Raw genomic sequence first — 25,722 nt, 5'->3', positions numbered from 1 at the left:
CTCAGCAGGACACCTCGCACCCGTCTGAGGGGCGAAAGACGCGGCAAAGGTCAGTGATCACCCCTCGTGGGCGTACCGTTGGAGATCAAGGGCATTCGCCGATGAAAGGCGGGGTCTCATGATCTTCTTCGAAATCCTCGGTGGTCTCGTCGTGCTCGGAGGCCTCGGCCTCGTCATGAGCGCGAGAGTCATCAAACAGTTCGAACAGGGACTGGTGTTCCGGTTCGGCAAGCTCCGCGAGGGCGTGCGCGGGCCGGGGCTGACGATGCTGGTTCCCGGGGTCGACCAGCTCCGGAAGGTCAACCTGCAGATCGTCACCCTGCCCGTGCCCGCCCAGGACGGCATCACCCGCGACAACGTCACCGTGCGCGTCGACGCCGTCATCTACTTCAAGGTGCAGGACGCGGCGAAGGCCGTCATCAACATCGAGGACTACCGGTTCGCGATGCAGCAGGTCGCCCAGGCCTCGCTCCGGTCGATCATCGGCAAGAGCGAGCTGGACGACCTGCTGTCCAACCGCGAGCGCCTCAACCAGGGCCTGGAGCTGATGATCGACACGCCCGCGCTGGAGTGGGGCATCGACATCGACCGCGTCGAGATCAAGGACGTGGCGCTGCCGGAGAGCATGAAGCGCTCGATGTCGCGGCAGGCGGAGGCCGAACGCGAGCGCCGCGCCCGCATCATCACCGCGGACGGTGAGCTGCAGGCGTCCAAGAAGCTCTCCGAGGCCGCCGGGACGATGGAGTCGACGCCCGGCGCGCTCCAGCTGCGGCTGCTGCAGACCATCGTGGAGGTGGCGGCGGAGAAGAACTCGACGCTGGTGCTGCCGTTCCCGGTGGAGCTGCTGAGGTTCCTGGAGAAGAACACGAACGTCGAGCTGCCCAAGCCCCAAGACAAGGACTCCACGGAGTAGTCCATGTGAGTTAACCCTGCTAACGCCTTCTGCCGCACAGCGACGTGTGGACAGGGGGTAGTGACGCATGCAGGAGAGGGTCAGAGGCAGGTTCGTCGGCATCGGCGTCGGCTCCTACGAGCTGGTGCAGCCGCTGCAGCACGCCGTGAGCGACGTGCGGGAGCTGCGCGCGCTGCTGAAGGGCTACGAGGGCGACCCGCTGGCCGACCCCGCCGAGGCCGACATCCGCGCGCACATGAAGGCACTGCGGCAGAACCCGCAGGACGGCGGCGCGCTGGTGGCGTTGTGGAGCGGCCACGCCATCCCCGTCGCCGGCAACCTCAGGCTCCTGGCCAGGGACAACGACGGCGTGGTCGACGGCATCATGCTGCACGAGTTCGCGCTGTGGTGCGCCGCGTCGGGCGCGCACCAGGTGCTCATCATCATCGACGCCTGCTACTCCGGCGCCCAGCTCGACGAGGCCGTGCGCACGGTCGCCGCCGTCCAGGAGGAGCTGCTGGCCGGTCAGGTGCACTGGGCGGGCGTGCTGGTGTCGTGTTCGAGCGTCGAGACGGCCCGTGACGGCCTGTTCGGCGGGAAGCTGCGCAATCTGCTGCGTGCCGGTCCCACGGCCGATGAGGACGCACGGCGGTGGAGCGATCGCATCGCGTTGGTCGACGGCGGCGCGGTCGGCACGGCGCTGCTGAACGCGTGGGACAGCGACATCCAACGGCCGCGCTTCATGCAGTACGGCTCCGCACAGCCGATGCTGCCGAACCCTCTCTACGCCGCGAACACGGTCGTGAAGCACCTCCTGCTCGCGGCCCGCGGCGGTGACTCCGCGGACAACCGGTCGTGGTTCACCGGCCGCACCGCCCAGGTCGACAAGGTCGTGAGCTGGGTGAAGTCCGGGGTGGCCGGGCTGCGGGTGGTCACCGGGTCGCCGGGCACGGGCAAGTCCGCGGTCGTCGGACGGGTTGTCAGCCTGTCCAACTCGGCCGAGCGCGACCTGCTGCTGTCCTCAGGGCCGTCGTTCCGGCACGCCGACCCCGGTCCCGGCTCGGTCGACGCCGCCGTGCACGCCCGCGCGATGGACGCCGACCGCGTCGCCGACCTGCTCAGCCGCCAGCTCGTCGCCGCGGGCCTGGTCCCCGCACCCGAGGGCCCGCGCCGGGGCGCCGCCGAGCTGGTGGGTGTCGTCAGCGCGTTGCCGACACCACCGGTGCTGGTGGTCGACGGCCTGGACGAGGCGCGCGGCGAGTCGTTCTCGATCGCCACCTCGCTGCTGACCAAGCTCGCGGCCTACGCCGTCGTGATCGTCTCGACGCGGCAGGCACATCGGGTCGCGGGTGGCGCTCCCCTGCTGACCGAGCTGTCGCCGGTCGAGGTGCTCGATCTCGACGACGCCGGCAGCGAGTCCGACGTCCGCGAGTACGTCGTGGCACGGCTGGGCCCTGGTGCGGAGCAGTCCACCGTGGACGAGCTGGCGAGGCTGCCGTTCCTGACCGCGTGGATGATCACCGACCAGGTGCTGGCCAACGGCGGCGGCGACCTCAAGTTCTCGCTGGAGGCGGCGTTCGACCGTGAACTCGCGAAGGTGCCCTCGGCCCGTGCGTTGCTGACGGCGCTGACGTGGAGCTACGGCGCGGGATTCCCCGAGGCCGAGTGGATGGCGGTCGCGCAGGCGTTGTCCGGGGAGGAGTTCAGCCGGGACGACATCACCGCCGTGCTCACCGAACTGGGCCGTCACGTCGTGCAGGACGGTGAGGAGGGCACGGCGGTCTTCAAGCTGACGCACCAGACGTTCGCCGACCACCTGCGGCCGCAGTTCGCACCGAGCAGGGACCTGGTGTTCGCGCCGGAGGCCGAGAAGGTGGCCTGCGCGTTGATCGAGCTCTACCGGCAGCGCATGGAGGCGGGCGTTCCGCCGAACGTGCCGGGCTACCTGTGGAAGTACGCGTGGCGGCACTGCGGGCACGCCGGGACGAAGGCCCTGGACGGGTTGCGCGCGCTCGCGGTCATGAACCGGATGTTGTTGCCGGACATCGCACTCGCGGCCACGACGGCGGCGAACGAGCTGATGCACTGGGGTCGTGGCGACGAGGCCGTCGCCCCGCTCGAAGAGGCCGCGTCGCACTTCCGCGCGCTGGTGCCGACGTTGCGGATGTACTTGGCGGACCTGGCTTTCGTGCTGAACAAGCTCGGCCGGCGGTTCCGCGAGGCCGGACGCCTGCAGCAGGCCGTGGCGCCCGCTGAAGAGGCCGCCGTGCGGTACCGCGAGCTGGTGGCGTCGACACCGACGACGGCGGAAAGCCTTACGCACAAACGGCTGGCGCAACGCATCGCGAAGACGACGACGCACGGCGGCGACAACCCGACGTACGCGGCGCACCTCAGCGGAGCGTTGGTGGACCTGAGCGAGGTCTACGCGATGCTGGGCCGCAGGCAGGACGCTCTGTCCACGGCCCGCGACGCCGTTGCAGCGGTGGAAACCGACGCACCCCTTGCGCGCGCGGTGAGTTGTCTTGCTGCACGGTGCAGCGACTCCGGTCTGCGCTACGAGGCCATGCAACGGTCGAAGCAGGCCGTCGAACTGAACTACTCGCTCGCGCAGACGAACCCGGTGTACCTCGCGGACCTGGTCAGCGCGCTGGTCGAACTCAGCCGCGACTACCTGGCGCTGGGCAGGCTCTCCGACGCCGCCGGCATGACCCAGCAGGCCGCCGAGATCAGCGGCACGCTCGGCCGCCACGCCGCGTTCCGCCCGCAACTCGCCGACGCGGCACTGAGCCTGAGCGTCGCCTACAGCATGGTCGACCGCACGGACACGGCCCTGAACGCCGCGCGCCAGGCCGCCGACCTCGCCGACGGCCTGCCCGTGCACGGCCAGGCGCTGCACAACCTGATGCGCCGCCAGCGCGACGCGGACAAGCCCCGTGAGGCGCTCGCCACCGGCCTGCGGACCGTCGAGGTCTGCCTGCTGCCCGAGAACACGGACCGGCTGTCGACGCTCGCGGCGGCGTTGTTCACGCTCGACACGATCTGCGCGGGGCTGAAGCAGCCTGAGATCGTCGACGAGACCTGGGAACGGGTGACCGCGCGGTTCACCGGCCCGCACCTCGCCACGCTGCTGATGCTGCGCGCGGCGGCCACCAGGGCCGGCGATCCGGCGGCCGCGAAGTGGCTGTGCCAGGCGCTCACGCACGTCGGCCAGTCACGGCAGGCGATCCACGACGTGCACGACATCGCGCGCCGCCACTACGACTCAGGCCCGTGGCCGTGGGACTCCACACCGGACTGGCTCACGGTCGACCGCACGTTGCTGACGACCGCACGCTCGTGGGTGTTCGCGCGCTCGTACGCAGAGGAGAGCGCGGTACTGCTCGCACACCCCGAGTTGTTGTCCACGGACGCGGACGTCGCCGTCACCGAGGCGTTGTACGGCACCAGCCTGATCGAGGCGCAGGTCATCCAGGCACGCCGCGCGAACGCACAGCAGCAGGGCGTCGCGCTCGCCTACCGGCCGTGGCTGCTCGCGAGCCTCGCGGACGAGTTCGTGGACGCCACACCCGCACGCCGCCGCGAACTGCTCGCCACGCGCCGGGAGGAGTTGCTGGACAAGGAAGTCGTGAAGAACGTCCGCGACAACCGGCCCGTGCACGCGTTGCTGCTGCTGGCCGCCGAGGACGCCGATGTGCTCGACCTCGTGCTGGACGCCGTGGAAGACCCGTCGCGCGTGGTCGAGATTCTGCGCGGTCTCGCCACAGTTGCGTCACCGCAGGCACTTACGCAGGCCGTGACGGCATTGGAGCCGCACGCGTTGGCGGCGTTGTACAAGGCGGTCGCGCGCGCTCGGGCCGGTGACGCACGGCTGGCGTTGCCCGCGGCGGACCAGCGTCTGGCGTGGATTCACGAGCTGACCTATCTGGTGCCCACGAACCTCGCCCTGCTCTCCCTCATCCGCAAGCTCGCCGAGGAGTCCAGATGACTGATCTCGTGGTGGTTCTGCCGGGCATCCTCGGCAGCACGTTGCGCAACGAGGACGGCGTGGTCTGGGAGGTGTCGGGCAAGGCCGCGTTGCGCGCGGTGCTGACACTGGGCCGCAGCCTGAAGCAGCTGAAGCTCCCCGCCGGCATCGGCGACGAGCACCCCCAGGACGGCGTCGAGCCCGTCGCGCTGATGTCCGACCTGCACGTCATCCCCGGCATCTGGACGCCCCTGAAGGGCTACGACCGGCTGACGCGCAGGATGAACTCGCTCGGCTACACCGTCGAGAAGGGCACCCTGCTGCTCTTCGCCTACGACTGGCGGCTGTCGAACCGCTACAACGGCGCGTTGCTGGCCAGGCGGGTGGACGAGGCGCTCGACCGGATCGGGCCGGACGCCAAGGTCAGCTTCGTGTGCCACTCGATGGGCGGGCTGGTGGCGCGGTGGTGCATCGAGCAGTGCGGGATGGCCGAGCGGACCGCGAAGCTGATCACGATGGGCACGCCGTACCGCGGGGCGGCGTCCGCGCTGGAACAGCTGGTCAACGGCGTGCGCAAGGGGCTCGGGCCGTTGGCGATCGACCTGACGGAGTTCGCGCGGTCGATGCCGTCGCTGCACCAGCTGCTGCCCGAGTACGCGTGCATCGAGTCGCCTGCCGGCCTGCGCAAGACCACCGAGGTGTCGTTGCCCGAGCTCGACACGAAGATGGTCGAGGACGCGATGGCGTTCCACGGCGCGTTGACCGACTCGTTCGCCGACCGGACGTACGCGATCCTCGGCGGTAAGCAGCCCACGGCCACCACTGCTCGCGTCGCCGACGGCAGCGTGACCTGCTATCGGACGTACGAGGGCGAAGACCTGTACGGGGACGCCACCGTGCCGATGGTCGGTGCTGCACGGCGTGGGCTGGCGTTGTCGTCGAACACGCTGCACCGCGTGACGGAGCAGCACACGTCGTTGCAGGACAACGCCGCCGTGCTGGACGCGGTGGAGTCGTTCCTGACCGCCAAGGCGATCATCCCGCGCAACGTGACGGCGACGGAGCCCCAGGTCACCGTGCCCGACCTCGTGCTGCTCGGGGAGGACCTGGAGGTCACCGTCGAGCTGAAGGACACGACCGCGCGGGCGCTGAAGGTGGCGGTGCTCGACGAGAACGGCAAACAGGTCGAATCGCGCAGTCCTGCCATCTCCGAGAGGATGTCGATCAGATTCGGTGAATTGGCCCCCGGCGCCTACTACGTGCAGGTCAGCGGCATCTCGGTAGGCGCTCCGGTGGTCCCGGTGACCAGTGCGGTGCTCGTCATGGATTGCCCCCCGGTCTGACCGGGAGGACGATTCACGTCTGGCACGGAGGAGGCGCGATGACCACGATCAAGCCAACGCCTGTGGTTCCCCATCCGGGGGCGGCGCGCGCACGGCCGAAGGGTTCGTACTTCCTCTCGTTGTTCAAGACCACAGATCCCAAGCAGATCGGGATCATGTACCTGACCACGTCGTTCGCGTTCTTCATGATCGGCGGCGTGATGGCGCTGCTGATGCGCGGCGAGCTGGCGCGGCCGGGCCTGCAGTACCTGTCGAACGAGCAGTTCAACCAGCTGTTCACCATGCACGGCACGATCATGCTGCTGCTGTACGCGACGCCGATCCTGTTCGGGTTCGCGAACTACATCCTGCCGCTGCAGATCGGCTCGCCGGACGTCGCGTTCCCGCGCCTGAACGCCTTCTCGTACTGGCTGTACCTGTTCGGCGGCATCACCGTGGTCGCCGGGTTCGTGACGCCCGGTGGCGCGGCGGACTTCGGCTGGTTCGCCTACACGCCGCTGTCCTCGGTGGTGCACTCGCCTGGCGTCGGCGCGGACCTGTGGATCATGGGTCTGGCGGTGTCCGGCCTCGGCACGATCCTCGGCGCGGTCAACATGACGACGACGGTGGTGTGCCTGCGGGCGCCGGGCATGACGATGTTCCGGATGCCGGTGTTCACCTGGAACATCCTCGTGACGTCCGTGCTGATCCTGCTGGCGTTCCCGATCCTCACGGCCGCGCTGATGGGCCTGGCGGCGGACCGGCACCTCGGGGCGCACGTGTTCGACCCCGCCAACGGTGGCGTGATCCTGTGGCAGCACCTGTTCTGGTTCTTCGGCCATCCCGAGGTGTACATCGTCGCGTTGCCGTTCTTCGGGATCGTGACGGAGATCTTCCCGGTGTTCAGCCGCAAGCCGTTGTTCGGTTACAAGGGCCTGGTGTTCGCGACGCTGGCGATCGCGATGCTGTCCGTGGCCGTGTGGGCGCACCACATGTACGCGACCGGTGCGGTGCTGCTGCCGTTCTTCTCGCTGATGACGTTCCTGATCGCGGTGCCGACGGGCATCAAGTTCTTCAACTGGATCGGCACGATGTGGAAGGGGCAGATCACGTTCGAGACGCCGATGCTGTTCTCGATCGGCTTCCTCGTGACGTTCCTCTTCGGTGGCCTGACGGGCATCCTGCTCGCGGCGCCGGCCGTCGACTTCCACGTGTCCGACACGTACTTCGTGGTCGCGCACTTCCACTACGTGCTGTTCGGCACGATCGTGTTCGCCACCTACGCCGGCATCTACTTCTGGTTCCCGAAGATGACCGGGCGGATGCTCAACGAACCGCTGGGCAAGCTGCACTTCTGGACGACGTTCCTGGGCTTCCACGCGACGTTCCTGGTGCAGCACTGGCTGGGCAACGAGGGCATGCCGCGCCGCTACGCCGACTACCTCGCCTCGGACGGCTTCACGACCCTGAACACGATCTCCACGATCGGCTCGTTCCTGCTCGGCGCGTCCGTGCTCCCGTTCGTGTGGAACGTCTTCCGCTCCTACCGCTACGGCGACCCGGCCCCGCAGGACGACCCGTGGGGCTACGGCAACTCGCTGGAGTGGGCCACGACCTCGCCCCCGCCGCGGCACAACTTCAAGGAGCTGCCGCGCATCCGTTCGGAGCGTCCGGCGTTCGAGCTGCACTACCCGCACATGGTCGAGCGGATGCGGGACGAGGCGCACTTCTCGCTGACCCATCCCGGCAAGCACCGGGCGGGCAAGGACGAGGCCACCGAGAAGGCGCTCGCGTCCACCGATCGGGACGGGACCGACGCGTCCTAGCGGCGGCCGGGCAGGAGGCCGCCCGCGACGACGGCCTGGCTCAGCGGCGAGGCCAGCTCGACGAACCGCTGCTTCTCCTGGTCGCTGAGCACGTCGTAGGCCGGCGCGGCCATGCGGTCGGTGTCCTCCTCGATGCCGTTGCGCAGCTCGCGTCCCTTGTCGGTGAGGAACTGGTCCTCGCCGACGAGCCCGCGCTGCTGCAGGTCCTCGACCGTCGCCGCCCACTGCTCTTCGGACCACGCACGCGTCTTGCGCAGCACATCGGCCGGGTAGTCGCCCGTCGCGACGTGCAGCACGAGCGCCTCGATGCCGCTGATGTTGTGCCGCAGCAGGGCCGCGAGATGGCCGTCGCCGCGGAACTCGCGCAGCAGCGTCTGGGCGTGGAACAGCTGCAGCCGGGGCTCGTCCGGCCACGGCAGCGCCGCATGCGCCGCGAACAACGGACGGCCGCTCAGCATGTCCGTGGCCCGCTCGGCCGCGCGCCGCGCCAGCTCGATGATCTCCTTGAGGTCGTCCGGCAGCACCTTGGCCAGCGCCTCGTCCGCCGCCTCCCACCGCAGCTCGAGCATGCGCTGCGGCGTGACCTTCTCCCAGGCCTGCGGGATGCGCGCCCGCACGATCGCGGGGTTGAAGTTGTAGAAGGTCGCGATCACGACCTCGGCCCCGACCGCCCCCAGCGCCGCCGCCCGTGACGCGAAGTACCCACCTGGCCGGTCGAGCCCGACGCTCGCGTACCGGGAGTCCGCCTCGGGGACGAAGTAGATCATTCCGTGCACGGCCTCGAGCGAACGAAACAGAGTCCTGATCATGTCCCCAACCTAGAACGTCCCGGCTCGTAAGTCAGGCGCCAAAAATTGTCAGACCCCTCTGTCAAGCTTCGTGACGTGGATCAGAACACCTTCTGGAAGCTCATCGCCGACGCCCGAGCGAGCGTCTCCGACCCGTCCGACGGCGAAGCTGTGGCCTCCGCTGCCACCACCCTGCTGGCCGAACGGCCGCCCGCCGAGATCGTCGCGGCCCAACAGGTCCTGTGGGATCTGCTCGCCGCCTCCTACCAGAACCCGCTGTGGGCAGCGGCATACCTGATCAACGGCGGCTGCTCGGACGACGGCTTCGACTACTTCCGCGGCTGGCTCCTCACCCAGGGCGAGGAGATCTACACGTCCACCATCGCGTCCCCCGACTCGCTGGCGGTCTTGCCGGCGGTCGTGGAGGCAGCCGAGTCCGGCATGGAGTTCGAGTGCGAGGACGCCCTGTCCATCGCCTGGAACGCCCACCTCAAGGCGACCGGCATGCAGTTACCGCAGGACGCCTTCCGGATCACCTACCCGGACCTCGACCCGGACTGGGACTTCGACTTCGACGACAGCGCGGAGCTCGCCACCCGTCTGCCCCGCCTGGCGGCGCTCTACGAGTCCTGAGGTGCCCGGCTCCTGGTAGCCGGTCTCCGCCGCGGGTGCCGGTGCGGGAATCTGCAGCCGGATGGTGGACTGGCCGGCGTGCCGATGGCGACGGGCACGCCGAACGCCTTGCGGTCCAGCCGCTGCGGAACCCTTGGCAGAGCACGAATCCGCGGGGGTGTGACGCCCGATGAGCTCCAGGTCGGGAGCGGCGATCGCCAACCCGGCCGCCGCTGCTCCGGCCACCCACGCTCTGAAGCCGCGGCGAGCACGAACGCCACAACGCCGAAACGGCACCACCGGCCAGCCACGCCGCCGACTCACCACGGGCACCGGCGAGACACAGCCGAACACCCCTGTCCGGCCGCCCCCCGCGTTCCGCATTCCTGCGGGAGAAAGATGACCATGGTTTCGTGACATCCACTAGACGCCCTCAGGCGTGGATCCGGACAGGATTCACCCGTCCGGGTCCCCTCACCGACGCCGCCGCCGGGACTTCAGGTAGTCGCTGACCACCGCGGCCCCGAGCCCCTCCTCATCGGCGGCGACCACACGCCCACCACCCCGCCGGGCCACGATGTCCACGAAGGCAGCCAGCCGTGGATCATCACCCAGCTTGAACACCGAGATCGTCGCCCCGAGCCGGGCCAGGGAGTCGACCTCGTTCAACGTCTTGGACAAGGTCCGGGGCAACGGCGGGTAGTTGAACTCCGCGTCCCCGTCCGGCTCCAGGTGCGCGGTGGGCTCCCCATCGGTCACCACCAGCACCACGGGCTGGGCATCGGGATGCCGGCGGACGTGCCGGCCGGCCAGCAGCAACGCGTGGTGCAGGTTCGTGCCCTGCTCCCACACGCCTTCCAGCCCGGTCAGCTGGCCGATGTCCACGGCCTCGGCATACCGCCCGAAAGTCACCAGCTGCAACGCATCCGTGCGGAAACGGGTGCGCACGAGGTGATGCAACGCCAGGGCCGTGCGCTTCATCGGCACCCAACGGCCGTCCTGCACCATCGACCAGGAGGTGTCCACGCACAACGCGACAGCCGCACGTGTGCGGTGTTCGGTCTCGGACACTTCGAGGTCGACGACGTCCAACGACATCGAACCGGACCGCAGCACGGAGTTGCGCAGGGTCCGGGGCACGTCCCAGGGTTCGGTGTCGCCGAACTGCCAGGGCCGGGTCGAGCCGATCAGCTCGCCCGCGGCGCCGGCCGAGGTGGTCTCGCGGGATCCCTGCGACGAGCGCAGCTGGTCCACGACGCCGCGCAGCGCCGTTTCTCCCAGACGGCGCAACGCTTTCGGTGTCAGGCGCAGCGTGCCGTCCGGGGCGCGTTCGACGATGTTCTGCGAACGGAGTGCCTTCTCCAGCTCGGAGAGGCGGCGGGCGTCCACGGACGCCGACGAGCCCAGCTGGCGTTCCAGGGCCTCCAGGTCGATGTCCTCCAGGCGGGCGCCGGGGTAGGACTGGGAGAGCTGCTCGGCCAGGGCGTCGAGCTCGGCCAGGTCCGCCATCGCCTGGGCGCCTTCGCCCAGACCCAGCGGGTCCTGGCCGCGGAAGCGGGCGGAGGACGTCCAGTCCTCGCCTGGGCGCAGGCGTTGCAGCAGAGAGTCCAGAGTGGACAGAGAGGAGCCGATGCCACCGAACGCCTGCTGGGACAACGCGGACAGTTCGGCGCGCTGGGCGTCGGTCATCGAGTTCATCATGCGTTGCGCGGCCGCCGAACGGGCGGCCAGTGCGTCGATGAGCTCGTCCACGTTGCGGGGCTTCTCGGGGAAGAACTCGCCGTGCTTGCGCATGAAGTCGTCGAACAGGCGCGGCGTGTCCGGTGAGCCGGACGCGTGCGCCTCCAGCAGCGAGTTCAGGTCCCGCAGCATGCGCTGGATGCGCTCGACGTCGCGCGAGTCCACGTTGGACATCGCTTCCTTGAGGCCCTGGAAGCGCTGGTCGAGCAGTTCGCGGCCGAGCAGCTCGCGGATCTGTTCGAACGCCTCGCGTGCCTCCGCGGAACGCCAGTCGTAGGAGGAGAGCTCCTGCACGGCCGCGGCGGTGCCCGGTGGCAGCGCGTCGAGTTGGGCCTCGCGGAAGCGCGCGTCGTCGGACGGGTCCGGGAACAGCGCGCGGCGCTCGGCCTCGATCGCCTTGTCCAGCAACTGCTTGACCTCGGTCAGCGTGCCGTCGAGGCGGTGCTTGCGCTGGATCGACGCACGGCGCTGCCACAGGCGTGAGGTCAGGTCGTCGAGGCCGCGGGTGCCGTCGACGCCCCGGCGCAGGAGTTCGCGCAGGGCGGCCGAGGGCGAAGCCCCCTCCATGATCTCGCGGCCGAGCTCGTCCACGGCCGCGCGGAGGTCCACCGGGGGCGCCAGCGGATCGGCGCCGCCACCCCAGCGTCCGTAGCGATATCTCATCCGTACACCGATCGGTCGTCGTCGGAGGAGTTGTCCTTCGACAGGTGGCGAGTCAGGTACAGCGACTCCAGGGCCAGTTCGACGGCGGAGGCGATGCGGCCGACGGGGTCCTTCGGGCCCGCGCCCATGCGTGCCGCCACCTCGTGCAGGATCGGCAGCTCCGGCAACGCGGCCAGCAGGTCGCCCGCGTGCACCCGGTCGCCGGTCGCGACGGGGTGGCCGTCCGAGACGACCTCGGCCAGCGCGCGGAGGTTGAGGCCTGCCAGGCGGGCCCGAGCCGTGTCGGCGATCGAGCGGCGCAGCAGGTGGACGAGGACCTCGTCCTCGCGGCCCTCCTCCCCCGCCTCGAACTCGAGCTTGCCGCGCAGCACGTCCGGCACCGACTCCAGGTCGACCGGGCGCGCGATGGCCGGGGTCTCGCCGATCAGCGCGGACCGGCGCAGTGCCGACGCCGCAACGGTTTCCGCCGCCGCGACCGCGAACCGGGCCGAGACGCCGGACCGCTGGTCGATCGACGAGGACTCGCGCAGGTGCCGGACGAACCGGGCGATGATCTCCAGCAGGTGGTCGCCGACCTCGGCGACGAGGTCTGCCTCCTGGCGGACCAGGTCGACCTCGGCGTCGATCTCCAGCGGGTAGTGCGTGCGCACCTCGGCGCCGAAGCGGTCCTTCAGAGGCGTGATGATGCGGCCGCGGTTCGTGTAGTCCTCGGGGTTCGCGGTCGCGACGAGCAGCACGTCCAGCGGCAGCCGCAGCGTGTAGCCGCGGACCTGGATGTCGCGCTCCTCCATGACGTTGAGCAGCGAGACCTGGATGCGTTCGGCCAGGTCAGGCAGCTCGTTGATGGCGATGATGCCGCGGTGGGCGCGCGGGAGCATGCCGTAGTGGATGGTCTCAGGGTCACCGAGCGAACGGCCCTCGGCGACCTTCACCGGGTCGACGTCACCGACCAGGTCACCGACGGACGTGTCGGGCGTCGCGAGCTTCTCCGCGTAGCGCTCGTCGCGGTGCCGCCACACCACCGGCAGGTCGTCGCCGAGCTCGCGAGCACGGCGCTTCGACTCCGGCGTGATCGGGTCGAGCGGGTGTTCGCCCAGCTCGGAGCCCTCGATGACGGGCGTCCACTCGTCGAGCAACGACACGATGGTGCGCAGCAGGCGGGTCTTGCCCTGCCCGCGCTCACCGAGCAGTACGACGTCGTGGCCTGCCAGCAGCGCGCGCTCCAGCTGCGGGAGCACCGTGCGGTCGAAACCGACGATGCCGGGCCATGGGTTGCGTCCTTCGCGCAGGGCCGCGAGGAGGTTCTCCCTGATCTCGGTCTTGACGCCGCGCGGCAGGTGCCCGGCGGCGCGCAGCTCGCCCGCCGTGCGGGCCAGGTTCTGGGTCACGCAGACGACGCTACGCACCGGAACCTGACCCGTCGACGTGGAGCGACTCCAGCCCCTACCGCTGAGCGGCGTTCACCGCGTTCAGCAGGATGCGCGACATCCGATCGTCATGGGCGAGAGCACCGTTGAAACACAAGGAATCCGCGCTGAACACCCAGCCACCGTTCGGCTTGGGCAGCACGCACATCTCCGCGCCGTGCGCCTGTTCTCCATGAGCGAACTGGACGACGCCGGGCGCCGCCGGTCCCGCGCCGGCCTTCAGGCCCGTGCCCTCCAGGAACGGGTGATCGGCGTCCACAACGTACGGATACATCTCCATGTACGAGTAGCTGTCGTACGCGACGCCGAGCACCTGCGACTCCGGACGTCCCTGGTCACGCCACAGCCAGCGGTACCCCTGCGTGTGGCGGTGCAACACGAACCCACCGGAGGCGTTGTAGTCGACGCGCTCGTACATGCCGTTGCCGCCCGTGTAGATGACACGGCCGCCGTTGACGAGGTACCTCTCCAGCGCCGAACGCATCTCCGGCGTCCAGTACTCGGGGTGGGTGGCGAGCACGACCGTCCTGTACTGCGCGAGCCACGACGGGTCGTGCAGGTCGAGGTCCTGGTAGCAGTCGTAGGCGACGTTGTTGTCCGCGAACCACTTCATCAGCAGCAGGTCGCCGTAGAACCGCACGTCGATGAACCCAGGCGCCTCGATGTAGGCGTTCGCGAACGGACGGCGCGTGGAGATCTGACGCCGCCCGTACTCGGGCTCCCAGGAGTACTGGAAGTGCCCGCCTCAGTGGTTGTAGGCGTTGTGCGTCAGGTACGGCAGGAGCAGCGCGACCTTCTCCCGCGGCTGCTTCGGCTTCACCACGAACGGGACGTACTGGCGAAGGCCGTGCGGTCCTTCGAGCTTGACGACGTGGAACCCGGACTTCCAGTCGTCCGGCACGGTGAAGGAGAACGACGCGGGCCAGCCGGGCCCGTCCGCCCGGTAGCCCGCCCGCAGCAGGTGGCGCTGGCCGCGGTAGGTCTGCGGCGCCCTGACCTGCGTCGCACCGCCCTGTTCGATCGGTCCGGACAGCCGCAGCACGCTGGCGGTGAACTCGTCGAACGCCGTGGAGACCGCGACGTCGAGGGCCTGGCCCGCCGCGACCGACCAGCTGGTGCAGCCCTGCAGGTTCGCGCCCCTGGTGACGCTGAAGCCGGTGCCGACCAGCTTGCCGTCCTGATGGGGCCAGTACACGCCGGCGGCGTCGATCGCCTTGTGGTTGGCGAGCTGGTACCAGCGCAGCTCGTGGTCGGTCTGCCGGTGGTCCTTGTTGACCCACACCGCGTAGATGGCGCCGTTCTCGGCGAACCGCTCGACGCACGAGCCGAAGTCCCAGCCGGAGCCGATGGTGATGCCGTTGCCGTTGTTCGCCCACGCGCGGGGCCCGTTCGAGCCGTCGCCCGCGAGGTAGCGGAACCAGTGCAGCACCGCGCCGTGCCGCACGCCGTAGATCACGCCGTCCAGGTCGGCGAAGAACATGTCGTAGTCGCGCTTCTCGCTCGCGATCTTCCGCCCGACGCCGCGGTTCGCCCAGGCGTCCGGCCCGCCGCTGCCGTCCCCGGCGAGGTAGCGGTACCAGTAGATGTCGCCCTTCGCGTCCACCGCGTAGAAGACACCGTCCCAGCCGCCGAAGACGTGCGCGTACCCGCCGAAGCCCTCGTGGATGACGTCGTTCGTCCTCGGTGCCCAGTGGCCCTCACCGGTGGCCGGGTTGGTGAGCTCCCACTTGTGCCACCACAACTTGCCGTCGCCGCACAGACCGAAGATCTGGCCGTCCTGCGACGCGAGCACGTTCGTGTGAATCTGCCAGCCGGTGCCGATCTCCCGGCCGTTCCCGTCGGCCCACTCGTACGCGCCGTTGTCGCGCCCCAGGTGCTTGTACCACTTGATGCGGCCGTCGGCGTGCAACGTGTAGATGACCCCGTTGCCACCGGGCACGATCCGCAGCAGCCGCTGTTCCGGATCCTCGGCCGCGGCCCGCGCGACCGGCGGCTGACTCGCCGCCAGGCCCGACTCCGGCGAACGCGGCGGCCGTCCCCTTCAGGACGGTCCGGCGCGCCACGGAGCCCTTTTCCACATCCCCCAGATTCATGGGGCCATCGTGCAGCACAATGCGAGGCGCTATGAGCAACTGTGTTGACTTCAGATGGGCCCCTTCACCGGCGGACTGGCGGGCCAGCCTGCGCACGATGGTGCCGATGTTCAGATGGGCGCCGTGGTTCGCGCTCGTGTTCGCGTTGATCTCGGTGGTGCTGCTGGTCGGGTTCGAGGACACGCTCGTCGTCGCGCTGTTCGGCCTGGTGTGCGCGCTGGTCATCGGTTTCATGGAGCCGGTCGCGGTGTGGTGGCGCTTCACGTCCGACGACATGATCAGCCGGACCGTTGTGGGCAGCGCCGACGACCAGTCGTTCCGGATGGCCGTGGGCACCTCCGTGCGCGAGGAGATCGTCTGGCAGGAACTGCCGGGCTGGACCGAGACGCGGCAGGGCTTCGTGCTGGAGACGCTGGACGAGGGCGCGGCGTCGCTTTCGGTGCCGCACCGGGCCTTCGCGTCCGATGAGGACACGGCGTCGTTCCGCACGCTCCTCGAAAAGCACATCGGTCCGGCCAAGTAGTGGTGTGGCCCAGCAGGTTGCCGGGCGAATTCGCGGTCAGACGGGCGCATCGCGGCGCCGCCCCCACGTCCTCGTACTGGATGTACGGGGCGTGGGGGCGGTGTCGTGAGGTGACCTGCTGAGCGTGAATCACCCCGCCGACCTGCTGGGCCACACCACTTGTGTCTCGGATCGGGCACACCGGGTGGGGCTTCGGGGGCAGGGCCACGTAATCTCGTCGGGTGTCCTGTGCAAGTGCCACGCTGGTCGTGTGGACGTCGGGATGGCTGCACGGTCTAGCCGCCGCCGACGACGTCCTCGACGCCCTGCACACGTGGGCCGAGCAGCACGAGGTGGTGGCCGACGACGACGGCACCGCCACGGCGCTCGACCTTCCCGGTCCCGACGAGGCCCCCGTGGGGCCCGCCCTGCTGCTGGCCGCTCTGCGGCGCGCGGGCGCGACCTCCTCCCGGCTGGTGCTGCCAGTGCCGGGCGACGTGCGCGGGCTGGGCGGCAAAGGCCCCCTCGCGACGTGCGCGCTGCGCGCCGGCGAGGCCCTCGTGGTCCCGTCCGTGCACATCGGGCTCGTGCCGAAGATCGTGGCGGACGGCGTGATGCGCTGGACGGTGTTCGACCTGCCGTCGTCCAACGGCCTGGAGCACATCCCGATCGGCGAGGCCGAGCACGGCCTGGGTGCGGCGCTGCGCGAGGCGACGGCCGCGCTGGCCTCGCTCGACGTGGCCAAGCACCGGCCGAACGTCCGCAAGGAGATCACCGACCTGGCGGTGGAGAACTCGAAGCTGCCGTGGCCGGACGCGATGCCGCCACGAGCGTTGCGGGTGCTGCAACGCGCTGCGGAGGTGGCCGCGATCGTGTCCGTGGCGAGCAGCGACGCTCCCGGTGGCGCGATGTCGGCGTCGGCGATGACGGCACGCACCGAGGCGTTGCGGCCGGTGTCGGAGGCCGTGCGCCGCGCACGGTGCGCGGCGGTCGATGAGGCTGTGCGTGTGCTGGCGGACAGCGGAGCAGGCCGGCACTGAACGTCAGGTGACGACGACGCCCTTGCCCCCGATCAGGTTCTCCTCCAGGTCGCGGTGGGCCTGGGCGATCTCGTCGAGCCGGTAGCGGCGGCCGACGGGCACGCTGATCGAGCCCGCGGCGACGTCGTCGAGGAAGCGTTGCAGCACGTCGGCGCTCAGGTTGTGCGCCTCGCCGGAGTAGGCGGTGAGGCGGACGCCCTGTGGGATGACGTCCATCGGGTAGAAGCTCCTGATGGTCCACTCACCGGCGAGCATGCCGGTGAAGCAGACAGTCCCGCCCGGTCTGGTCGCCCGCAGCGTGTCGGGCAGCGTCCGGGTGCCGACCAGTTCGATCGCGCCGTCCACACCCTCGGGCACGATCTCGCGCACCTGGGCCGCGACCTCGCCGTCGTCGATCAGCACGTGATCAGCCGACAGCAGGCCGGCTTTGGCCGGGTCGCGGGTCGTCGCGAGCACGGTCGCCCCCGCGTGCTTGGCGAGCAGGGCCGCCGCGAGGCCCACGGACGACGTTCCGCCGCGCACCAGCAGCGTGTCGCCGGGCCGCAGTCCGACCCCGACCGTCAGCGAGCCGTGCGCGGTCTGCAGCATCTCCGGCACCGCGCCCAGGACGTCCCACGGCAGGTCCGACCGGAACGGGACCACGTTCGCCGCGGGCACGCACGTGTACTCCGCGTACCCGCCGTCGAACGTCCTGCCCATCCCGCCCATCATCGCGGCGACCTGCTGTCCCCGGGAGAACCGCCCGGACGGGTCGAGGTCGACGGTCCCGGTCGCCTCGATGCCGAGCACGCGCGGGAACGTGACGGCGGCGCCGGACAGGCCCTGCCGGGTGTAGAGCTCCGAGCGGTTGAGCCCGAAGGCCCGCACCCGGATCCGCACCCAGCCGGGCGCAGGCTCCGGCACGGGCACCTCGCGCACGACCAGGGCGTCCGCCGGGCCTGGCGCGTCGAGCACGACCGCCCTCACGTGACCACCTGCAGGAACTCCTGGTCGATCTCGCGGTGGGTGTAGTTGATGCCGCGCGCTGCCTGGTCCATCGTCCAGGTGATCGGGCGGAAGTCGGGGCCGGTGCGGTAACCGCCGGAGAAGACCTCGTTGCGGTTGCCGGACGGGGTCGCGCGTTCGGCCGCCACCTCCGCGAAGCCGTCCTCCAGCAGGGACCGCGCCTCGAACAGGTCGACGGCGTCCACCAGCAGCCCGCGGAACCACAGGTCGATCACGCCGAGCCGGACCTGGGGCGGAGGCTGGGCGATAAACACCCCGCCCTGCACGCCCGGTTTGACCACGACGACACCGCGCTCCCGCAGGATGCGCAGGGCCTCGTTCATCGCGTTGGCGCTGACGCCGTACCGCTCGATCAGCTCCGTGCGCAACGCGTAGCGCGCGCCGGAGTCCAGCCGCTGCTCGAGGATCTCCTTCTCCAGCTCGGCGGCGATCCGGTCGGGAACGGACGTCATGAGCGGCAGTTTTCCACAGTTCCACCGAGCACTCCGGCCGCCACTGGCCCAAACGAGTGGTTCTCCCCCGCGAACCCCGCCCTAGCGGGCAACTCCGCCAGAACTGTCGGTGCTCCCACATATGGTGCCTGGTGGGGAGGACGCCGAATGGAGGACGTCGACCAGCGCCGGTCGAGCACAGCACCCCGGTACGCGGGCGCCCTCATGCTGACCGCGGTCGCCGGGCATCTGCTGTCCGAGACGGCCACGGGCGCGCTCGCGACATGGCAGTCGTGGGTGCTCTACGGCATCGGCGCCACGCTCCTCGTGCTGTCCGCGTCCGCGATCGAGCGGTTGAACCAGCTGGCCAAGCGGATCCGGTTGCGGTGGGTGGTGTTCACGGCCGTGCTGGTGGTCGCGGCCGGGGTGATCTGGCTCGCGGCGCCGCCCGTGATCGCGTACGGGCGGGTGCTGCTGCTCGGGTGTCCCCAGCCGACCGAGGTGCGCGTGCTGACGTCGCAGGACGCGGCGCCCGCGATCGGTGAGGTGGCGCGGAAGTTCGAGCAGCACACGGCGGCGGAGAACCACGGCTGCCGCACGGCGCGCCTCTACGTGTTCTCGGCGCCGGGCAACAGGGGTGCGATCGCGCTGCGCTCCTCGTGGTCCTCACAGGAACTGCGGGAGATCGGGCCGCATCCGGACGTGTGGCTGCCGGACTCGACCGCGGAGACGAACGAGGTGGTACGCCGCACCGGCGGCATCGGGTCGGCGGTGCGCATCACGCCGGGCGACTCGGTCGCGTTCTCCCCCGTGGTGCTCGCGGTGCCGGCGCCGATCGCGCAGGACGTCACGTCCGGCTCCCCGGAGACGTGGGGCGACCTGCTGACCAAGGTCGGCAGCACCGGGACGGCGATCGGCAGGCCGAACCCGCTGATGGCGATCGACGGCAGGCTCGCCACGGCGGCGTTGTACGAGACGCTCGAACCGGCCGTCGTCGAGCGCAGGGTCACCGAGGCCGACCGGCCGCAGCCGGGCGCCGCGATGATCACGACCGAGCAGGTCCTGTTGCGGCACAACAAGACCAGCTGCACGGACAAGCCGTGCCTGACCGCGCTGTACCCGTCGGACACCTACCGCGCCGACTACCCGGTGAACCTCGTCGAGTGGGACGCGCAGGACGTGTCGAACCTCGCCGCCCGCGGTCCCGCCAAGGCGTTCCAGTCGTGGCTCGGCACGCAGGAGGGTATGACGGCGCTCAACGCCGCCGGCCTGCGTCCCGCCCGGCAGGCCGCGGGGGCCGAGTTCCGCGAGGAACTGGGAGTGCGGGCCGGCCTGGCGCTCGACCGCGCCGAGGCCGCGCCGGACGAGCAGGCCCAGGCGGCGTTCCTCAAGAAGTACGAACAGGCCAAGAGGGACGGTCGCGTCTGGCTCACGCTCGACGCGTCCGGGTCGATGGTCGAACCGACGGCGACCGGGGAGAAGCGGTTCACGGTCGCGGTCGAGGGTGTCCGCAAGGCGCTCACGCAGATGGGCACCAGGGACACGTACGGCCTGTCGGTGTTCAGCGACACCGAGGTCCGGCCGCTCATCCCCCTCGGCAGGCGCGACAAGGAGGCCACGACCGCCGCGTTGAACTCGGTGCAGCCCGCCGGTGGCACGCCGCTGCACCAGGCGATCATCGACAGCCTCGACCGGGTCGGCGCCGACGACGTGGACCACGTGAGCGCGGTGATCGCGCTGACCGACGGCGAGGACACGACGAGCGCGCAGACCCGGCAGGACGTGGTGAACGCGGTGCGGCAGAAGGGGATCCGGGTGTTCGTGATCGCCGTCGGCGACGCGAGCTGTGCGGCGCACGCGCTGACCTCGATCACGGACGCGTCCGGCGGGGAGTGCCGCGACTCGACGACGGACACGCTCGGCGACGACCTGGCGGCGTTGTTCCGCCGGGTGTGGGGAGGGGCCGGATGAGATGGGCGCGGCGCATGTGGGCGGCGTTGCCGAGGCTGGGCCCGCCCGGCGTGGTGTGGGCGAACCGGTCGTGGCTCGCGATGGGCGTGGCCGTCGGCATCGTGCTGACGATCCTGTTCACCAGCGGCGTGCAGCCGCTCTTCCGCGAGTCGACGGAGTGGGAGAAGGGCAAGCTCGTCGTGCTCAGCGGCCGCGACCAGAGCGACGGCGGCCAGCGGCGCGCGTTGATCAACCAGTGGAACTCCGAGCACCCCGAACAGCCGGCGGAGATCGTCGAACTGCCGACGGAGGCGGACGGCCAGCGCAGCGAGATGGTCGCGCGAGCACGCGAACAGGCCGAGAACGCCGACGTCTACAACCTCGACGTCACCTGGACCGCCGAGTTCGCCCAGTCCGGCTACCTGCGCCCACTGTCCACGGTGGACACCAGCGGGTTCCTGCGCCGCCCCCTGGAGAGCTGCCGCTACCAGGGCGTGCTGTGGGCGCTGCCGTTCAACACGGACGCGGGCCTTCTCTTCTACCGCAAGGACCTGGTCCAGGAAGAGCCCTTGGGCCTGGACGACATCGCCGACGCCTCCACCCGCGCACTGCGGGGCGCGCAGGACGCCCGCCTGACCGCCGGCTACGCGGGCCAGCTCCTCGACTACGAGGGCCTCACCGTGAACGCGCTGGAGCTGATCTGGTCGGAGAAGGGCGACGTGGTCGACGAGACCGGCAAGGTGGTGATCGACTCCGACCGCACCCGCCGCGCCCTGCGCTGGCTCGCCGAGGGCCTCAAGGGCGAGAGACCCGTGGTGCTGCCCGAGTCCCGCAACCAGAGCGAACAGCTGACCACCCAGGCGTTCCGCGACGGCAAGATCGTCTTCATGCGCAACTGGCCGGTCGCCCACCGCATCCTGCGCGGTAACCAGGGCGAGTCGGCGGGCCGCCCCCGCATCGACTTCGAGGTGACGAAGCTGCCGGGCCCGAGCGTGCTCGGCGGCCAGAACCTCGCCATCTCGGCCAAGTCCAAGAAACCGAGAGCCGCCCAGGCCCTCATCGAGTTCCTCACCGGCCCCCGCAGCCAGCAGCTGCTGTTCGAACGAGGAGGCCTCGCCGCCACCCGCGGCATCGTCTACCAGGACAGCCGCGTAGCCACCGAACACCCGTACGCCCGCATCCTCCTGAACGCGATCGAGGACGCCCGATTACGACCGGTCACGCCGTACTACTCGCGCTTCAGCGACGAGTTCCGCGCGATCGTCCGCTACGCCCTCGACCACGACGGCGCCTTGCCTGGCAACGCCGAGGAGTCGCTGACGGCGGCGCTGCAGGGGCGGTGATCAGGGGGTGCGCCTGCGCAACGTCACCGCGCCCAGCACCAGCGCCAGGAGTCCGCACGCCGCCACGATCGCGAGGTTGCGCACCAGTTCGCCCGTGATGTCGGACGACGTCGTCACGGCCGTGAGCGCGTCCACCGCGTACGAGAGCGGCATGACGTTCGACAGCCACTCCAGCACCGGCGTCATCGCCTCTCGGGGCGCGAACAGCCCGCACAACAACACCTGCGGCATCACGAACAGCGGCATGAACTGCACGGCCTGGAACTCGGTGCGTGCGAAGGCACTCGCGAACAGGCCCAGCGCCGTGCCCAGCAGCGCGTCCACCCCCGCGATGACCACGAGCAGCCACACCGAGCCACCGATCTCCAGGCCGAGCCATGTCAGCGAGATGCCGACCGCGACCAGCACCTGGACGAGAGCCACGATCCCGAACGCCAGCGCGTAGCCGAACAACAGGTCCAGCTTGCCCATCGGCATCGTCATCAGCCGTTCCAGCGTGGCCGTGGTGCGCTCGCGCAGGGTCGTGATCGACGTGACGATGAACATGATCGCGAACGGGAAGACCGCCAGCAGGGCCGGTGCGGCGCGGCTGAAGGCTTGCTCGGAGTTGAAGACGAACCGCAGCAGGACCAGCAGCAGCGACGGCATGAGCACCATCAGCGCGACGGTGCGCCGGTCGTGGCGGAACTGGCTGAGGATCCGTGCGGTCGTGGCCAGCAGGATCGAGGCGTTCACGCTGCCTCCTTCGCCCGGACCAGCGAGAGGAACGCCTGTTCCAGGTCACTCGCGCCGGTCTGCGACAGCAACGCCGCCGGGGTGTTGTCCGCCAGCAGTGCGCCGTCGCGCATCAGCAGCAGCCGTTCGCAGCGCGCGGCCTCGTCCATGACATGGCTGGAGACGAACAGCGTGACGCCACGACCAGCGAGCTCCCGGAACAACGTCCACAGCTCGTCGCGCAGCAACGGGTCGAGGCCGACGGTCGGTTCGTCCAGCACGAGCAGCTCGGGCTTGCCGAGCAACGCGACCGCGAGACTCGTCCGCGACAGCTCACCGCCGGACAACGACGACACGAGCTGAGACTCGTGCCCGCCGAGCCCGACCTCGTCGATCACGCGCGGCACGTCGGACCTGGGAGCTCCCAGCACGGCGCAGAAGTAGCGGATGTTCTCAGCCACGCTGAGGTCGGCGTAGACAGCGGGGTTCTGGGTCGCGTACCCGATCCGGTTCCGCAGCTCGGGACTTCCGGCGGGTGCGCCGAGCACCGTCACGTCGCCGGTCTCCACGATCTGCACGCCGACGACCGAGCGCATCAGCGTGGTCTTGCCGCAGCCGGACGGGCCGAGCAGCCCGGTGACACTGCCCTGCGGGATCGTGCAGCTCACATCCCGCAGGACCAGACGCTTGCCCCGGCTCACCCGGAGCCCGGTGACCTCAACGGCCGCGGAACTGGTCATGAGACCAATTCTGCACCCGTTGAAAAACCACTGTCTAGGTGCGGGCGGGCCTCTTCGCCGGCTCGCAGCACAACGGCGCGCACGGCGCACCGTTCACCGTGCAGCCCGCCACCGTGAACGACGACAGCTTCCGCACGGGCGCACCGGAAGTGTGCTCGGCGACCAGTTCGGTCACGAGCTCGGCAAAGCGTGGATCCCCGTTGGGCGTAGCGGCACGGGCGAACTCCATCCCGAGCTCCAACGCCCGGTCACGCGCCTCGGTGTCGAGGTCCCACACCACTTCGAGGTGGTCGGACACGAACCCGATCGGGCACACCACGACCCCGGTGACGCCCTTGGCGTGCAGGGCGTCGATGTGGTCGACGACGTCGGGCTCGAGCCACGGGATCTGCGGCGGGCCGGACCGCGACTGCCACACGACGTCGTACTCGGTGATGCCCAGCTCCAAGGCCACGAGCCGGGAAGCCTCGACGACCTGGCGCGAGTAGCGGTAGCCGCCCTCGGCGGGCGGTCCGGCGGCCTTGTCCGCGGACACCGGCACCGAGTGCGCGGTGAAGACCAGGCGGTACGAACCGCTCATGGAGGCCGCGGCGGCGCGGATGCCGTCGGCGAAGGACGAGATGAACAGCGGGTGGTCGAAGAACTGGCGCAGCTTCACGAGCTCGGGGCCGTCGGGCACGGCCTGCAGCGCGCGCACGATGTCCTCGTCGTACTGGCGGCACGCGGAGTAGCCGCCGTACGCACTCGTCGGGAACACCAGGGCGCGCTTGACGCCGTCGGCCTTCATCTGCGCGACGACGTCCTCGGCCATCGGGTGCCAGTTGCGGTTGCCGAAGTAGATCGGCAGATCGAAACCGCGCGCCCGCACCGCCTCGATGGCTTCGCGGTTCAGGCGGTTGATCGGCGACACGCCGCCGAAGTGCTGGTAATGGGCCTCGACCTCGTCCAGCCGTTCCGGCGGCACGCCGCGTCCGCGAACCACGTTCTCCAGGAAGGGTCGGACGTCTTCAGGACCTTCCGGTCCGCCGAAGGAAAGCCAGAGCAGCGCGTCGAAACTCACCACTCCATCCAATCAGACGTCCGATCGCCTCACATGACGAACAGATGTGACGTCAGAGACCGAGGAAGTGCACGCCGCCGTCGACGAACACCATCGAGCCCGTGGTGGCCGGGAACCAGTCGGACAGCAGGCCGCAGACGGACTTCGCGACCGGCGTGGGGTCGTCGACGTCCCACGACAGCGGCGCCTTCTCGCCCCACATCTTCTCCAGCTCGCCGAAGCCCGGGATGGACTTCGCGGCCATGGTGCGCACCGGGCCGGCGGAGATCAGGTTCACGCGGATGCCGTCCGGGCCGAGGTCGCGCGCCATGTAGCGGTTGATCGACTCGAACGCCGCCTTCGCCGCGCCCATCCAGTTGTAGGCGGGCCACGCCTGGCGGGCGTCGAAGTCGAGGCCGACGACCGACGCGCCGTGCGACAGCAGCGGGCGGGTGGCCTGCACGAGCGCCTTGTACGAGTACGCCGAGACGTGCATCGCGACGGAGACGTCCTCCCACGGCGCGTCCATGAACGGGGCGCCGAGGCAGCTCTGCGGGGCGAAGCCGATGGCGTGCACGACGCCGTCGAGGCCGTCGACGTGCTCACGCACCCGGTCGGCGAGCGTGTCGAGGTGTTCCTGGTTCTGCACGTCGAGCTCGACGACCGGCGCGGGCTTGGGCAGACGCTGCGCGATGCGCGTCACGAGGCTCATCCGGCCGAACCCGGTCAGCACGACCTCGGCGCCCTGTTCCTGGGCGACGCGTGCGACGTGGAAGGCGATCGACGCGTCGGTGATGACACCGGTGATCAGCAGTCGCTTGCCTTCGAGCAGTCCGGTCACTTGATCCAACCCTTTCGCAGTACGGGACAGCAGTCGTGGTGAAAGCTCAGTGGCCCATGCCGAGGCCGCCGTCGACCGGCAGCACGGCACCGTTGATGTAGCCGGCCTCGTTCGCCGCGAGGAACGTGACGGCGCGCGCGATCTCTTCCGCCGCACCGTAACGAGCGGCCGGGATCTGCTTGAGTGCGGCGTCGCGGACGGCCTCCGGCAGGTCGGCCGTCATGTCCGTGGTGATGAAGCCGGGCGCGATGACGTTCGCGGTGATGTTGCGCGAGCCGAGCTCCAGCGCGATCGAGCGCGCCATGCCGACCATGCCGGCCTTGGAGGCGGCGTAGTTGACCTGGCCGGCGCCGCCGGTGAGGCCCACGACCGACGAGATGAAGACGATGCGGCCGAACTTCTTGCGCAGCATGCCGCGGGAGGCGCGCTGGGCGAAGCGGAACGCACCGGTCAGGTTCGCGTCGACGACCGACGTGAACTGCTCCTCGCTCATGCGCAGCAGCAGCGTGTCCTGCGTCATGCCCGCGTTGCAGACGAGGACCTCGACGGGCCCGTGCGCGGCCTCGACCTCGGTGAACGCGGCGTCGATCTCCTCGGAGTTCGTCACGTCGCACTTCACACCGAGCAGGCCTTCGGGAGCGCCGGACCCGCGGTGCGTCACCGCGACCTTGTCGCCCTGCGCCGCGAACGCCTGCGCGATGGCGAGGCCGATGCCGCGGTTGCCTCCGGTGACCAGAACGGACCGACTCACTACTTCTCCCTGCAATCGCCGCTGGTTGACCGGCTG

General features: G+C 70.0%; 19 protein-coding genes and 1 pseudogene. 9 read left to right on the top strand and 11 right to left on the bottom strand.

Annotated features, from left to right (window positions below):
- Positions 1-121: 121 nt before the first annotated feature.
- The 4 genes from ACSHWB_RS29325 (at position 122) to ctaD (ending at position 8,007) form a co-directional block, all read left to right on the top strand.
- Positions 122-913 (top strand): slipin family protein, encoded by a 792-nt coding sequence (locus tag ACSHWB_RS29325; RefSeq protein ID WP_439664688.1) that lies wholly within the window; start codon positions 122-124, stop codon positions 911-913.
- Between the two features lie 67 nt (positions 914-980).
- Positions 981-4,880 carry a hypothetical protein gene (locus ACSHWB_RS29320; protein ID WP_439656505.1) on the top strand — a complete coding sequence of 1,300 codons (3,900 nt, stop codon included), beginning with the start codon at positions 981-983 and terminating at the stop codon, positions 4,878-4,880.
- Positions 4,877-6,202: an esterase/lipase family protein gene (locus ACSHWB_RS29315; RefSeq protein WP_439656504.1), complete on the top strand. Its 1,326-nt coding sequence runs from the start codon at positions 4,877-4,879 to the stop codon at positions 6,200-6,202. The genes ACSHWB_RS29320 and ACSHWB_RS29315 overlap by 4 nt, the downstream gene beginning before the upstream one ends.
- 38 nt (positions 6,203-6,240) lie before the next feature.
- Entirely contained in the window at positions 6,241-8,007 is a 1,767-nt protein-coding gene (ctaD, locus tag ACSHWB_RS29310) for an aa3-type cytochrome oxidase subunit I (protein ID WP_439656503.1), read from the top strand.
- Here the strand turns inward: ctaD and ACSHWB_RS29305 are convergent.
- The gene (locus ACSHWB_RS29305; protein ID WP_439656502.1) at positions 8,004-8,816 is read right to left on the bottom strand and encodes an SCO6745 family protein; all 813 of its coding nucleotides are present in this window, start codon (positions 8,814-8,816) and stop codon (positions 8,004-8,006) included. The genes ctaD and ACSHWB_RS29305 overlap by 4 nt on opposite strands.
- A gap of 75 nt (positions 8,817-8,891) precedes the next feature.
- Between ACSHWB_RS29305 and ACSHWB_RS29300 the strand changes: the two genes are divergently transcribed.
- The gene (locus ACSHWB_RS29300; RefSeq protein ID WP_439656501.1) at positions 8,892-9,428 is read left to right on the top strand and encodes a DUF4240 domain-containing protein; all 537 of its coding nucleotides are present in this window, start codon (positions 8,892-8,894) and stop codon (positions 9,426-9,428) included.
- Positions 9,429-9,881: 453 nt separating this feature from the next.
- Here the strand turns inward: ACSHWB_RS29300 and ACSHWB_RS29295 are convergent, their stop codons facing one another.
- The 3 genes and pseudogenes from ACSHWB_RS29295 to ACSHWB_RS29285 all read right to left on the bottom strand — a co-directional run bounded on the left by ACSHWB_RS29295 (position 9,882) and on the right by ACSHWB_RS29285 (position 15,176).
- On the bottom strand, positions 9,882-11,810 hold the full coding sequence (locus ACSHWB_RS29295) for a vWA domain-containing protein (protein WP_439656500.1): 1,929 nt from the start codon (positions 11,808-11,810) through the stop codon (positions 9,882-9,884).
- The gene (locus tag ACSHWB_RS29290; RefSeq protein ID WP_439656499.1) at positions 11,807-13,198 is read right to left on the bottom strand and encodes a sigma 54-interacting transcriptional regulator; all 1,392 of its coding nucleotides are present in this window, start codon (positions 13,196-13,198) and stop codon (positions 11,807-11,809) included. Before ACSHWB_RS29290 ends, ACSHWB_RS29295 begins: the two co-directional genes overlap by 4 nt.
- A 55-nt stretch (positions 13,199-13,253) precedes the next feature.
- Positions 13,254-15,176, bottom strand: a pseudogene (locus ACSHWB_RS29285) (N,N-dimethylformamidase beta subunit family domain-containing protein).
- A 260-nt stretch (positions 15,177-15,436) separates the two neighbouring features.
- On the opposite strand from ACSHWB_RS29285, the gene ACSHWB_RS29280 reads away from it, so the two are divergent.
- Both ACSHWB_RS29280 and ACSHWB_RS29275 read left to right on the top strand, forming a co-directional pair.
- Entirely contained in the window at positions 15,437-15,853 is a 417-nt protein-coding gene (locus tag ACSHWB_RS29280; RefSeq protein WP_439656498.1) for a hypothetical protein, read from the top strand.
- Between the two features lie 221 nt (positions 15,854-16,074).
- Positions 16,075-16,872 carry a hypothetical protein gene (locus ACSHWB_RS29275; RefSeq protein WP_439656497.1) on the top strand — a complete coding sequence of 266 codons (798 nt, stop codon included), beginning with the start codon at positions 16,075-16,077 and terminating at the stop codon, positions 16,870-16,872.
- 3 nt (positions 16,873-16,875) lie between these two features.
- On the opposite strand, the gene ACSHWB_RS29270 is transcribed toward ACSHWB_RS29275, so the two are convergent.
- Both ACSHWB_RS29270 and ACSHWB_RS29265 read right to left on the bottom strand, forming a co-directional pair.
- Positions 16,876-17,838 carry a zinc-binding dehydrogenase gene (locus ACSHWB_RS29270; RefSeq protein ID WP_439656496.1) on the bottom strand — a complete coding sequence of 321 codons (963 nt, stop codon included), beginning with the start codon at positions 17,836-17,838 and terminating at the stop codon, positions 16,876-16,878.
- Positions 17,835-18,329 (bottom strand): GntR family transcriptional regulator, encoded by a 495-nt coding sequence (locus ACSHWB_RS29265; RefSeq protein ID WP_439656495.1) that lies wholly within the window; start codon positions 18,327-18,329, stop codon positions 17,835-17,837. Before ACSHWB_RS29265 ends, ACSHWB_RS29270 begins: the two co-directional genes overlap by 4 nt.
- Positions 18,330-18,476: 147 nt before the next feature.
- On the opposite strand from ACSHWB_RS29265, the gene ACSHWB_RS29260 reads away from it, so the two are divergent.
- Together ACSHWB_RS29260 and ACSHWB_RS29255 are read left to right on the top strand one after the other, a co-directional pair.
- The gene (locus tag ACSHWB_RS29260) at positions 18,477-20,279 is read left to right on the top strand and encodes a substrate-binding domain-containing protein (RefSeq protein ID WP_439656494.1); all 1,803 of its coding nucleotides are present in this window, start codon (positions 18,477-18,479) and stop codon (positions 20,277-20,279) included.
- Entirely contained in the window at positions 20,276-21,601 is a 1,326-nt protein-coding gene (locus tag ACSHWB_RS29255; protein ID WP_439656493.1) for an extracellular solute-binding protein, read from the top strand. Before ACSHWB_RS29260 ends, ACSHWB_RS29255 begins: the two co-directional genes overlap by 4 nt.
- On the opposite strand, the gene ACSHWB_RS29250 is transcribed toward ACSHWB_RS29255, so the two are convergent.
- The 5 genes from ACSHWB_RS29250 to fabG are packed head-to-tail and all read right to left on the bottom strand — an operon-like array spanning position 21,602 to position 25,686.
- Positions 21,602-22,336, bottom strand: a complete 735-nt coding sequence (locus tag ACSHWB_RS29250) for an ABC transporter permease (protein WP_439656492.1) — start codon at positions 22,334-22,336, stop codon at positions 21,602-21,604.
- Complete coding sequence (locus ACSHWB_RS29245) at positions 22,333-23,055, bottom strand: ABC transporter ATP-binding protein (RefSeq protein ID WP_439656491.1); 723 nt, start codon at positions 23,053-23,055, stop codon at positions 22,333-22,335. The genes ACSHWB_RS29250 and ACSHWB_RS29245 overlap by 4 nt, the downstream gene beginning before the upstream one ends.
- Before the next feature lie 34 nt (positions 23,056-23,089).
- Entirely contained in the window at positions 23,090-24,115 is a 1,026-nt protein-coding gene (locus tag ACSHWB_RS29240; RefSeq protein WP_439656490.1) for a ferrochelatase, read from the bottom strand.
- A gap of 52 nt (positions 24,116-24,167) precedes the next feature.
- Positions 24,168-24,935, bottom strand: coding sequence for an enoyl-ACP reductase FabI (gene fabI / locus ACSHWB_RS29235; protein ID WP_093588011.1), 768 nt, complete (start codon positions 24,933-24,935; stop codon positions 24,168-24,170).
- 46 nt (positions 24,936-24,981) lie between these two features.
- Complete coding sequence (gene fabG / locus ACSHWB_RS29230) at positions 24,982-25,686, bottom strand: 3-oxoacyl-ACP reductase FabG (protein WP_439656489.1); 705 nt, start codon at positions 25,684-25,686, stop codon at positions 24,982-24,984.
- Positions 25,687-25,722: the final 36 nt, after the last annotated feature.

Origin of the sequence: Lentzea sp. HUAS TT2 (assembly GCF_051853195.1) — a bacterium.
Lineage (GTDB): Bacteria > Actinomycetota > Actinomycetes > Mycobacteriales > Pseudonocardiaceae > Lentzea.
This window is presented reverse-complemented; position numbering and strand designations above follow the sequence as displayed.